The organism is bacterium (genome assembly GCA_035380285.1).
Lineage (GTDB): Bacteria > Auribacterota > Erginobacteria > Erginobacterales > DAOSXE01 > DAOSXE01.
In genome coordinates this window covers 1-11,621 of record DAOSXE010000044.1, presented here as the reverse complement: position 1 = coordinate 11,621, position 11,621 = coordinate 1, and the positions used below count along the sequence as shown (strand labels likewise).

Here is an 11,621-nt window from a genome sequence, read left to right as displayed (position 1 = left end):
CGTTCGGAACTTCACGCAACGCCAAGCGGGTGGCCCTGGCCCACACCATGTTCAAGATCTGCGGGGTTATCATCTTCATGTTTCTCCTCACCCCCCTGGCTTCCGCCGTCGCCTCCATCGGCGGTTCCATCAACCGCCAGATCGCCAATGCCCACACCATCTTCAACGTGGCCATGGCCCTGCTCTTTCTGCCCTTCACCCAATTTTTCGGGATCCTGATCATGAAGATCCTCCCCGACCGCAAGGAGAAGGAAGCGGTGTTCGGCCCGCTCTACCTGGCTTCCGACCTCACCCGGACCCCCGCCCTGGCCCTGGCCCAGACCAAGAAAGAGATCGAGCGCCTGGCCGATATCGCCGTCAACATGTCCGACAACGTCATCGAAGCCTTCCGGCGCAAGGACCAGAATTTCGTCGACGGGCTCTGCGCCGATTTCCAGAAGATCGAAATCCTGGAATCGGCGATCCGCCCCTACCTGGCGGAGATCGGCGGGGAACAACTCGGGCCCGACGTCAACCAGACCGCCGTCATGCTCATCAACATCTCCAACGAGTATCTGCAGCTGGGCCGGGTGATCAGCCAGGACATCTTACCCCTGGCCCACACCTTCATCGCCCGCAACCTTTTCTTCTCGCCCGAAGGCTGGGAACAGCTCCAGGAATACGCCGGCAAAGTGGCTCATAACCTGAGAGAGGCGACCGCCGCCTTCAAGGAGAACGACCGGGCGTTGGCCGAGCAGATCGCCCAGACCAAGCCGGCCATGGTCAGGATGGAGAAAGAATACACCAAGGAGCATTTCGAGCGGCTGCGCAAGGGCATGAGCGAATCGGTGGAGACCAGTACGCTGCACATGGGGCTGCTGGCCGGTCTGCGCCGGGTCAACTCCGGGGCCACCAACATCGCCTACGCCGTTCTCGGGCAGGTGTAGCCGTTTCCAATTTGCTGTTGACGCCTCGGAGTCCGGCTGGTAACGTGCCCCCAGCGTAAGGGCGGTCCGACCCGATGCCGGGGAGGGCGCCCGCGTGCGTATTCCCCGTAGGATTTTCCATCAGGAAGACGAGGCTTCCAACAGCGCAGCGGCCTTCGGCGCCTTCCCGCGCCGCGGCCTCCAACCGTCGTATCCCGCGCACAAGATGAAGAAACTGCTGATAGTCGACGCCCTTTCCCAGGCCTACCGGGCTTTCCACGCCATTCCCCCGCTCTCCACCTCCACCGGGATCCCGACCAACGCCGTCCAGGGGTTCGCGAGCATGCTGGCCAAGGGCCTTGAGGACCACCGCCCCGACTACCTGGCCATCGCCGGAGACGCCGGGGGGAAAAACTTCCGTCACCGGGCGTACCCCGAATACAAGGCTACCCGCAAGCCCATGCCGCCGGAGCTGCGGGAACAGATTCCCCTGATCAAAGACGTGGTGCGGGGTTTGAGGATTCCCTGGCTCGAGGTCGCGGGGTACGAGGCCGACGACATCATCGCCACCCTGGTTCGCCGGGCCCGCGAATCGGGGCTGGAGACGGTCGTTCTTTCCGCGGATAAGGATCTGCTGCAGCTGGTGGGGGAGGGGGTGTGCGTGGCCTCGCCTCATCGGGAAGAGGAACCCTACGACCCCGAGGGAGTACGGGAACGTTACGGCGTCCGCCCCGAGCGCCTGGCCGACTTCCTGGCTTTGACCGGGGATGCCTCCGACAATATTCCCGGGATTCCCAAGGTGGGGAAGAAGACGGCGGCGGCCCTGCTCGAGGAGTACGGGGACCTGGAAGGAGTTCTGGCCCATGCCGAAGAGGTTTCCGGGAACGTTCTCCGGGAAAACCTGCTGCGGTACGCCGACCAGGCGCGCCGCGCCCGGGTTCTGGTAGGACTGAAGGACGACGTCCCCCTCTCCGTGGAGATCGGCGATCTGGTCCGGAAAGAGCCCGACCCCGAAGTACTGGGGCCGCTCTACCGGCGCCTGGAACTCAAGGGGCTGGCCCGCAAGCTGGATACGGGCGCGGCCGAGGAATGCGTCTGGGAAGAAGTCGAGTCGCCCCGGGCTGTCGCCGCTTTGGCCGCTGAGCTGGCCGAGGGAGGTACGTTTTCGTTTTCCTGCCGCGCCCGGCCCGAAGGCGGGGTCTCGGCGCTGGCTTTCGCCGCCGGCGACCGGGTCGCGGTGGTGGAATTGAACGCCGACGCCTTCCGCTCCCGGAAGCTGGAAGCGCTGGCCCCGCTCTTCACCGCGCCCGGCTTGCGCCGGTCCGTGCACGACGGCAAGGCCGCGGTCCATCTCCTGGAAAGCGAGGGGATCGCACCGGGGCCGCTCCAGTTCGATACCCTGCTCGCTTCCTACCTCCTGCGCCCCGCCCGGCCCGAGCATTCGCTGGAGACCCTGTGCTGGGAATATCTCGACTGGAAACTGGACTCGGGGGATCCGGGCTCCTCCGGCTTTCTCGGCCGCCAGGCGCGGGCCGTGGAGCGCCTGCGGGCGGAACTCTTGCCGGAACTGGAGGAGAAGAAGCTCCTGAGCCTGCTCCTCGACCTGGAGCTGCCGGTGAGCCGGGTTCTGGCCGCCATGGAGGATACCGGGGTCGCCGTCGACCGGGCCCGCTTGAAACTGCTCTCGGTAGAATTCGGCGAGAAGCTCGACGAACTCTCCGCCCGCATGTACGACCTGGCCGGGGAGACCTTCAACCTCAACAGTCCCGTCCAGCTTCGGCGCGTTCTTTTCGATAAGCTGGGGCTGGCGCCCGCCAAGAAAACCAAAACCGGCTATTCCACCGACGTCGGGGTTCTGGAAAAACTGGCGGAAGATCACGAACTGCCGCGCCTGCTCCTGGAATACCGCCAATACTTCAAGTTGAAATCGACCTACGTCGACGCTCTCCCCGCGCTGATCGCCGCCGACGGCCGGGTGCACACCACCTTTCACCAGGCGGTCACGGCCACGGGCAGGATTTCCAGCTCCAACCCCAACCTGCAGAATATCCCGGTGCGCAGCGAGGAGGGCCGCCGGATCCGCGAAGCTTTCCGTGCCCGGGCGGCGGACTGGACCTTGGTTGCCGCCGACTATTCCCAGATCGAACTTCGCCTCCTCGCCCACCTCTCCGACGAATCCAGAATGATCGAGGCCTTCGAACAGGGGTTGGATATTCACGCCTTCACCGCTTCCCTCATCTTCGGAGTTCCCATCGGCCGGGTCAGCCCCGACGAACGCCGCCGGGCCAAGACCGTGAATTTCGGCATTATCTACGGCATGGGCGCTTCCCGGCTCTCGCGGGAGCTGGGCATATCCCGCGGGGAGGCCGAGGACTTCATCCGCGCCTATTTCGAGCGTTACCCCGGAGTCAAGAGCTACTACGACCGGGTCATCGCCGAGGCCTGCCGATCGGGCTACGTCTCCACCATCTTCCACCGTCGCCGCTACCTTCCCGAATTGAAGAGCCAGCGCCCGATGGAACGGGCGTTCGGCGAGCGGGCGGCGATGAACGCTCCCATCCAGGGTTCGGCCGCGGACATCATCAAGAAGGCGATGGTGGAACTTTTCCGGCGCATCCGCGACGACGGCGCCGCCTGGAAAATGCTCCTGCAGATTCACGACGAACTGCTCCTGGAATGCCCCCGGAGCGAAACCGTCGCCGCCGCCCGGGTGATCCGGGACTGCATGGAAAAGGTGGTCTCCCTGAGGGTGCCGATCCTGGTCGATTTCAAGACGGGGTCGACATGGGGGGAGATGGCGGCCTACCGGGTCGAGGGTTGAGTCCGATGAGCGAACGCGCGGTCAGAGTGGGCATAACCGGCGGTTTCGGTGTGGGCAAAAGCACGGTGGCCGCGATCTTCGGGAGCCTGGGGGCCAAGGTGGTCGACGCCGATGCCGTCGCCCGCCGGCTGCTGCGCCCGGGAACCGCCGAATACGCGGCGGTGGCGAGGGAGTTCGGCCCCGGCATCGTCGGTGAAGGGGGGGAGATCGACCGGCGCGCCCTGGCCGAAAAGGTCTTCGGACGGGAGGGCGAACTGGAAAAACTCAACCGCATCCTCCATCCCCGGGTGCTCTCGATCATGGAACGGGAGCTGGCGTCGGGGCCGGAGGTGAGGGTGGGAGAGGTTCCCCTGCTTTACGAAGCCGGGGCGCAGGACCTTTTCGATTGCGTGGTGGCGGTGACCGCCCCGGACGCCGCCGCCGCCGAGCGAGTCGGGAGTTCCCGGGGGTTGAGTCTCCGCGAGATCGAGGCCCGGCGCCGGAACCAGCTCGACCCGTCGGCCAAGGCCGCCCGGGCGCGGTACGTGGTCGACAACGGGGGGACCCGCGAGGAAACCGTCCGGCAGGTACAAGCTATTTTCAGAGAGATAACCCAAGGAGGTTGAGGATGAACGAGGAAATCAGACCCGAGCGGGAGGAACGGTTCGAGGCGCCCGCCGACGAGGCCGTTCCCCCCATCGACGACGACAACGGCGATTCCGGGGAATTCGCGCCCGAGGACGACGGCGCCTATCCGGAAGAGCCCCAGCCCGGAAACGAAGAGGCGCCGTCCGGGTCTTCCCGCGGCGGCGGCCGCCCGGCCGGCCGCCGCCCGCGCCGCGGCCGTTCCCGTCCCGGCTCCGAGCCGGCACCGCCTCCGGGGGAATCCGAACCCGCCGACGCCGCCCCCCGCCGCTCCGCCCGCCGCGGCCGTCCCCGGCATTCCGACCACCCCCAGGACGGGGGGATGGACATCGTCCAACTGCAGCAGATGACGGTGCCCGATCTGATGGCCATGGCCAGGACGTTCGGAATCACCACCCGGGGGCTGAAGAAGCCCCAGATGATCTTCGAAATCCTGCGAACCCAGGCCGAGCAGAACGGCTTGATGTTCGGCGAAGGCGTCCTGGAAATTCTCCCCGACGGTTACGGCTTCCTGCGCTCTCCCCTCTACAACTACATGGCCTGCTCCGAGGATATCTACGTTTCCCCATCCCAGATCCGCAAGTTCGATCTGCGCAACGGCGATACCGTCTCCGGGCAGATCCGTCAGCCCCGGGAGCGCGAGCGGTACTTCGCCCTCCTGCGGGTGGAAGCGATCAACTACGAGGCGCCGGAAATATCCAAGAACAAGACCGCTTTCGACAACCTCACCCCGCTCTACCCGGACGAACGGTTCAACCTCGAGGGCGACGGGAGCGACATCTCCATGCGGGTCATGGATATCCTCACTCCCGTGGGGAAGGGCCAGCGCGGTTTGATCGTGGCCGCTCCCCGGACCGGGAAGACCATGCTCCTCAAGAGTCTCGCCAACTCCATCTTGGCCAACAACCCCGAGGTCAAGATGATCGTTCTCCTCATCGACGAGCGCCCGGAGGAAGTGACGGACTTCGAACGGAGCGTCAAGGCGGCGGAGGTGGTCAGCTCCACCTTCGACGAAACCCCGGACCGGCATGTCCGGGTGGCTGAAATCGTCATCGACAAGGCCAAGCGGCTGGTGGAACACGGCCACGACGTGGTGATCCTCCTGGACAGCATCACCCGTCTCGCCCGGGCCTACAACACGCTGCAACCCCACAGCGGCAAGGTTCTTTCGGGCGGTTTGGAAGCGACCGCCCTGACCAAGCCCAAGAAGTTCTTCGGCGCCGCCCGCAACCTCGAGGGCGGGGGGAGCCTCACCATCCTGGCCACGGCTCTGATCGAGACCGGATCGAAGATGGACGATGTCATCTTCGAGGAGTTCAAGGGCACCGGGAACATGGAGCTGAACCTGGACCGGCGCCTCTCGGACCGCCGGATCTTCCCCGCCATCAACCTCGAAAAGTCGGGGACGAGGAAGGAGGAACTGCTCCTTCACCCCGACGAACTCAAGCGGGTCTGGATTCTGCGCAAGGCCTTGAGCGGAATGAAGACTCCCACCGAGGCCATGGAGCTTCTCATCGAGAAACTGAAAAAAACCGGGACCAACGCCGAATTCCTGATGTCGCTCAAAACCTGAGCGGCGGAAAACTCTTGCAAAAACGCCTCCGGGGGATAGACTTCTGCCCCGGCATGGATACGAGAACCAGGGAGAGGTACGGGATGAAAAAAGGGATACACCCGGAATACGAAGAAACGACGATCGTCTGCGCCTGCGGCAACACCATCCATACCCGTTCGACCAAGCCCAACATCAAGGTCGGGGTATGTTCGCAGTGCCATCCGTTTTTCACCGGCAAACAGCGTTACGTCGATACCGAAGGCCGGGTCGAAAAATTCAAGAAAAAGTACGGGCTGCGCTGACCGACGCTCTCAGCCGCCGGCGCTGTCATTCCTTGCATCCGCCCCATGACGCCGCTTGACGCCAGCCGAGCCCGCGCCGAAGAAGGGGGAGATTTCCTGGCCGCGGCCGAACGCCGCCTCCGCGAGGCCCGGGAACGCCTGGAGGAAGTCCGAAAGCTGCTCTCCGACCCCGCCGTCGTCCGCAACCAGAATTCCTGCCGGGACCTGGGCCGGGAGCTTTCCCGGTTGGAAAAGCTCCTGGAAGCGGAACGGGAGCACGCCAAGGCCCGCCGGGACCTGGCCGACAGCCGGGCGATCCTGGAGGAAGGCGCCGACGATCCCGAGTTCCTGGAAATGGTTTCGGCCGAAATCCCCCGCCTGGAGGCGGCCGCGGCCTCCTGGGGCGCCGAATTCGAGGAGCTTCTTCTCCCCGCCGACGAGCAGGCGGAACGGGATATCATCGTCGAGATCCGGGCGGGGACGGGCGGCGAGGAAGCCGCGCTTTTCGCCGCCGATCTCTACCGGATGTACGCCCGCTACGCGGAACGGAAGGGGCTTTGCCACCGGGCGCTCGACACCCACCCCGCCGCCGGGGGCGGGGTGAAGGAAGTCGTTTTCCAGATCACGGGTCCCCGGGCTTTCGGGGTCTTCCGGTACGAAAGCGGCGTCCATCGGGTTCAACGGGTTCCCGAGACCGAATCCCAGGGGCGCATCCACACCTCGGCCGCGACCGTGGCCGTCCTCCCGGAGGCCGAAGAAGTCGAGGTCAGGATCGATCCCGCCGATATCCGCGTCGACGTCTACCGGTCATCGGGTCCCGGCGGCCAGAGCGTGAATACGACCGACTCCGCCGTCCGGATCACCCATGTCCCCACCGGCATCGTCGTCTCCTGTCAGGACGAGAAATCCCAGCACAAGAACAAGGCCAGCGCCCTCAAGGTCCTGCGGGCGCGGTTGTACGAAAAGATGCGCGCCGAACGGGAAGCGGAACAGGCCGCCGCCCGCAAGGAACAGATCAAGACCGGCGACCGCAGCGAAAAGATCAGGACCTACAACTACCCTCAGAACCGGGTGACCGACCATCGGATCAACTTTTCCACCTACCGGTTGGAGGAGGTTCTCGACGGGGACCTCGACGAGCTGGTGGAGCGCTCCGCCGCCGCCGACCGTCTCCGGCGGCTGACCGGACCGGCTTCCGGACGGCCTTGATACCGACCTCTTCAGGTTCGGGCCCCGCTACGGTGCGGGAGGTTCTGGCCGCGGCCGGGAGCGTGCTCGCCGCCGCCGGAGTCGAGGACCCCGCGCGCGACGCCCGCCTGCTTCTGGGCGCGGTCACGGGCCGGGACCCCTGGCTCCTGGGCGTGGGCTCCGACCGGCTCCCGACCGCGGCTCAGGCCCGGGAATTCGCCCGGTTGGTTTCGGCGCGGGCGGCCCGCTGCCCCCTGGCGTATCTGTTGGGGGAATGGGGGTTCCATGAAATCGTGCTCAAGGTCGACGGCCGGGCGCTCGTCCCCCGCCCCGAGACCGAGCTCCTGGTCGAAGAGGGGCTGAATGCGGGGGGAGACCGCGCCTTCACCGCCCTCGACGTCGGCTGCGGCGGCGGGGCGGTGGCCCTGGCCCTGGCCGCCGCTTCTTCCGGGCGCGTCTTCGCCTCCGATCTCGATCCCGGGGCGGTGGCCCTGGCCCGCCAGAACGCCGGGCTCCTGGGATTGGAGGACCGGGTCGAGATCCGCTGCGGGGACCTGTTCGCCCCCTGGACGGAGTACGCGGGGCACGGTTTCGACCTCGTCCTTTCCAACCCCCCCTACGTAGCCGACGACGAATGGGGCCAACTGGCTCCCGAGATACGGGAATACGAGCCGGCCCTGGCCCTGCGGGGCGGCGGTGACGGTTTGGCGGTCATCCGCCGCCTGGCCGCCGGGGTCTGCGGATATCTGGCTCCGGGCGGGTGCTGCCTGATCGAGATCGGGTCCGGGCAGGGCCCAGCCGCCGCCGATCTATTCCGGTCTCTTCCGGAGATGGCGGAAGTGTCGGTCGTGCCGGATCTGGCCGGCCGGGACCGGGTGGTGCGGGCCCGGCGCCGGGGGTGAGCGCGGCGCGCGTCGAAGCGCGTCTTGTCATCTCCGGTCCGTTCCTTCATTATCGTAACCGTTGACGGAAACCGGAAGGGAGACGGCGCCGTGCTCGAGAGGATAGAAGTCGTCGGAGGGAGAACGCTGAGGGGGGAAGTCGGGGCGGGAGGAGCGAAAAACGCGGTATTGCCCATCATGGCCGCCGCCCTGCTCGCCCCCGGCCGTTCCGTGATCGAAAACGTGCCCCGTCTCCGGGACGTGGAGGCGATGCTCGGGATCCTGCGGGGATTGGGGGTCGAGGGCGGCTTCGTCGGCGACGGGGTGCTCGAACTCGACGCTTCCCGGATCGGTTCCCACGTCGCTCCCTACGACCAGGTCAGGAAAATGAGAGCCTCGATCCTGGTCCTGGGGGCGTTGCTGGGACGGCTCGGCCGCGCCCGGGTATCGCTTCCGGGTGGGTGCGTGATCGGTCCCCGCCCGGTCGATCTGCATATCCGGGGCTTGGCCGCCCTCGGAGCCAGGATCGGGGTCGACCGCGGCTACATCGAAGCCTCCGGTCCGCTGCCGGGAGGGGAAGTCCTGCTCGAGGGGCGCCACGGATCGAGCGTGGGGGCGACTCTCAACCTGATGCTGGCCGCGGTCCGTTCCCGGGGGGAGACGGTGATCTCCAACGCCGCCATGGAGCCGGAGGTGTCCGATACCGCCGGTTTTCTCTCGGCCATGGGAGCGGTCATCAGCGGCGCCGGCACTCCCGAAATCAGGATACAAGGGGTGGACGGCCTCGTCCCCGCCCATTACCGGGTTATCCCCGACCGGATCGAAGCCGGCACCTACCTGGTGGCGGGCGCCTTGGCCGGGGGCGAGGTAACGGTTCGCGACGCCCGGGCCGAACAGCTGCGGTCCCTTCTCGAAGTCCTGGAAAAGATGGGAGTTTCGTGGGAAACGCTTCCGGACGGGATCAGGGTGACCCGGGCCTCGGGGCTGAAGCCGGTCGACGTCGTCACCCACCCCTTTCCCGGGTTTCCCACCGACATGCAGGCCCAGATCATGGTGCTCCTGGCCCTGGCCGAAGGGACCGCCACCGTCACCGAGACCGTCTTCCCGGAACGCTTCATGCACGTTCCCGAACTCAACCGCATGGGCGCCGCCGTCACCGTCGAGGGCCCGACGGCGGTGGTCCGGGGGGTGGAGCGGCTTTCCGGGGCCCCGGTCATGGCCTCCGATCTCCGGGCGTCGGCGGCTCTGGTCCTGGCGGCCCTCGCCGCCCGCGGGGAGACCGTTATCCGCCGGGTCTATCACCTGGACCGAGGGTATGCCGACATGGTCGGAAAACTCCGGAGCCTGGGCGCGGAGATCAGCCGCCGCCCGGATTGACCGAGGGAGCCTGGAACGGCCCGCGTTCCCGTCGCTCTTCTCCGAAAAACCGGTTGCCAGGTCCCCGGTTCGGCGGTAGCCTCCTTCCCCTCAGGGATGGCGTTCCGTATGTTCGAGAGCATTTCCAGCAAGTTTCAGGATATCTTCCGCTCGGTTCGGGGCGTCGGCCGTTTGAGCGAGAAGAACATCTCCGACTCCCTGCGCGCGGTTCGGCTGGCGCTGCTGGAGGCGGACGTCAACTATCGGGTGGTCAAACGGCTGGTGGACGAGGTCCGGGAAGATTCCCTGGGCCGCGAAGTTCTCTCCAGCATCAAGCCGGGACAGCAGTTCGTCAAGTGCGTCCACGAGCGGCTGGTGGAGATCATGACTTCCTCCGACTCCGCCCTGGCCCTTTCCGGCTCGCCGGCGGTGGTGATGCTGATCGGGCTTCAGGGCTCGGGAAAGACCACCACCGCCGCCAAACTGGCCCTGCGCCTGTACAAGCAGGGGCGCCGCCCGCTGTTGGCGGCCGCCGATCTGACGCGTCCGGCGGCGGTCGACCAGCTGAGGATCCTGGGGGAACGGGCCGGGGTGGAAGTCGCTTCCGGAGAGGGAGTTTCTCCTTTGAAAAACGCCCTCGATGCTATAGAGTATGCGCGGATTAAAGGGTTGGATATGGTGATCCTTGACACCTCCGGGCGGTTGCATATCGACTCGGAGCTGATGGAAGAACTGGACGAACTCAAGCGGCGCGTGCGCCCTTGCCAGACCCTGCTGGTCCTGGACGCCATGACCGGGCAGGACGCCGTCAACGCCGCCGGGGAGTTCGACCGCCGCATCGGTATCGAGGGGTCGATTCTGACCAAGCTGGACGGCGACGCCCGCGGGGGCGCCGCCATCTCCATGCTGGCGGTTACGGGAAAACCCGTCAAATTCGCGGGCGTGGGGGAGGGCATGGAGGATCTGGCCCCCTTCGATCCCGGGGGGATGGCCTCCCGGATACTGGGAATGGGTGATGTGGTGGGGCTGGTGAACCGGGCCCAGGAACTGTTCGACGACGAAGAATCCCGCCGCCTGGAAAAAAAACTGAGGAAGGCGGACTTCGATTTGGAGGATTTCAGACGGCAGCTGTTCCGATTTAAAAAACTGGGGTCGTGGCGGGCGCTGGAAGGGATGCTTCCGGCGGGAATGCCCAAGGTCGAAGGGGGGGACGAGCGCCTGCGGCGGATGGGAGCCATTCTGGATTCGATGACCCCCGGGGAGCGCCGCCGCCCGGAGATTCTCAATGGCAGCCGCCGGGAACGGATCGCCCGGGGAAGCGGGACTTCGGTCCGCGAGGTCAACCAGCTTCTGAAAAAGTTCGCCGCCAGCAGGAAGATGATGACGAAGATCGGAAAAATGAACGGAAAACGCATGAACACGCAAATGGGAGGTGCCAATTGGCAGTTGTGATACGGTTGAGAAGAGTGGGGGGGCGCAACCAGCCGGCCTACCGGATCGTGGTCGCGGACAACCGGAGCCCCCGGGACGGGAAGTTTATCGAGATCCTGGGAAGTTACGACCCCGTCCACGGCCAGGACCGGACCACGATCGATTCCGAGCGAGCCCGCTACTGGCTGGCCCGGGGGGCCCAGCCGAGCAAGACGGTCAAGGATATCATCAAACGTTTGAAGGTTACCCAGGCCACGGCCTGAGCCCGGCATCACCTCAACACACCCGAAAACCGGGAGATGCCCCGGAACAGGAGGTCACGATGAAGGAACTGATAGAATACATCGCCAAGGCGATCGTGGACGCCCCCGAGAACGTCCAAGTCACCAAGGTGGACGGAGAGAGCACCGTGGTTTTCGAACTGCGGGTCCGCCATGAGGACATCGGGCGCGTGATCGGGAAAAACGGCCGAACCATCAACGCCATCCGCACCCTCCTCAACGCCATGGCGGCCAAGCGCAACATCCGGGCCTCGCTGGAAGTGCTCGACAGCGACACTCCGGCCGTCTGATCCGGCCG

Annotated in this window: 11 protein-coding genes; all 11 read left to right on the top strand. The window is 65.9% G+C overall.

Going from position 1 to position 11,621, the window contains the following annotated elements; translation table 11 throughout:
* A partial coding sequence (locus PLZ73_11835; GenBank protein ID HOO78563.1) for a PhoU domain-containing protein occupies nucleotides 1-926 on the top strand: 926 nt, incomplete at its 5' end.
* A gap of 94 nt (nucleotides 927-1,020) precedes the next feature.
* Complete coding sequence (gene polA, locus PLZ73_11830) at nucleotides 1,021-3,726, top strand: DNA polymerase I (GenBank protein ID HOO78562.1); 2,706 nt, start codon at nucleotides 1,021-1,023, stop codon at nucleotides 3,724-3,726.
* Between the two features lie 5 nt (nucleotides 3,727-3,731).
* Nucleotides 3,732-4,331, top strand: a complete 600-nt coding sequence (gene coaE, locus PLZ73_11825) for a dephospho-CoA kinase (GenBank protein ID HOO78561.1) — start codon at nucleotides 3,732-3,734, stop codon at nucleotides 4,329-4,331.
* Nucleotides 4,332-4,333: 2 nt separating this feature from the next.
* On the top strand, nucleotides 4,334-5,923 hold the full coding sequence (gene rho / locus PLZ73_11820) for a transcription termination factor Rho (GenBank protein HOO78560.1): 1,590 nt from the start codon (nucleotides 4,334-4,336) through the stop codon (nucleotides 5,921-5,923).
* 83 nt (nucleotides 5,924-6,006) lie between these two features.
* The gene (gene rpmE / locus PLZ73_11815) at nucleotides 6,007-6,207 is read left to right on the top strand and encodes a 50S ribosomal protein L31 (GenBank protein HOO78559.1); all 201 of its coding nucleotides are present in this window, start codon (nucleotides 6,007-6,009) and stop codon (nucleotides 6,205-6,207) included.
* Between the two features lie 45 nt (nucleotides 6,208-6,252).
* On the top strand, nucleotides 6,253-7,395 hold the full coding sequence (gene prfA / locus PLZ73_11810) for a peptide chain release factor 1 (protein HOO78558.1): 1,143 nt from the start codon (nucleotides 6,253-6,255) through the stop codon (nucleotides 7,393-7,395).
* 32 nt (nucleotides 7,396-7,427) lie between these two features.
* On the top strand, nucleotides 7,428-8,276 hold the full coding sequence (prmC, locus tag PLZ73_11805; protein HOO78557.1) for a peptide chain release factor N(5)-glutamine methyltransferase: 849 nt from the start codon (nucleotides 7,428-7,430) through the stop codon (nucleotides 8,274-8,276).
* Between the two features lie 90 nt (nucleotides 8,277-8,366).
* On the top strand, nucleotides 8,367-9,632 hold the full coding sequence (murA, locus tag PLZ73_11800; protein ID HOO78556.1) for a UDP-N-acetylglucosamine 1-carboxyvinyltransferase: 1,266 nt from the start codon (nucleotides 8,367-8,369) through the stop codon (nucleotides 9,630-9,632).
* Between the two features lie 108 nt (nucleotides 9,633-9,740).
* Nucleotides 9,741-11,063, top strand: coding sequence for a signal recognition particle protein (gene ffh, locus PLZ73_11795; protein ID HOO78555.1), 1,323 nt, complete (start codon nucleotides 9,741-9,743; stop codon nucleotides 11,061-11,063).
* On the top strand, nucleotides 11,051-11,305 hold the full coding sequence (gene rpsP, locus PLZ73_11790) for a 30S ribosomal protein S16 (GenBank protein HOO78554.1): 255 nt from the start codon (nucleotides 11,051-11,053) through the stop codon (nucleotides 11,303-11,305). Before ffh ends, rpsP begins: the two co-directional genes overlap by 13 nt.
* 59 nt (nucleotides 11,306-11,364) lie before the next feature.
* Entirely contained in the window at nucleotides 11,365-11,613 is a 249-nt protein-coding gene (locus PLZ73_11785) for a KH domain-containing protein (protein HOO78553.1), read from the top strand.
* Nucleotides 11,614-11,621 lie beyond the last annotated feature (8 nt).

Coding starts and splice junctions, on each gene's coding strand:
- coaE (HOO78561.1), top strand. CDS start 3,732: ATGAGCGAACGCGCGGTCAGAGTGGGCATAACCGGCGGTTTCGGTGTG.
- PLZ73_11785 (HOO78553.1), top strand. CDS start 11,365: ATGAAGGAACTGATAGAATACATCGCCAAGGCGATCGTGGACGCCCCC.
- prfA (HOO78558.1), top strand. CDS start 6,253: ATGACGCCGCTTGACGCCAGCCGAGCCCGCGCCGAAGAAGGGGGAGAT.
- rho (HOO78560.1), top strand. CDS start 4,334: ATGAACGAGGAAATCAGACCCGAGCGGGAGGAACGGTTCGAGGCGCCC.
- ffh (HOO78555.1), top strand. CDS start 9,741: ATGTTCGAGAGCATTTCCAGCAAGTTTCAGGATATCTTCCGCTCGGTT.
- rpmE (HOO78559.1), top strand. CDS start 6,007: ATGAAAAAAGGGATACACCCGGAATACGAAGAAACGACGATCGTCTGC.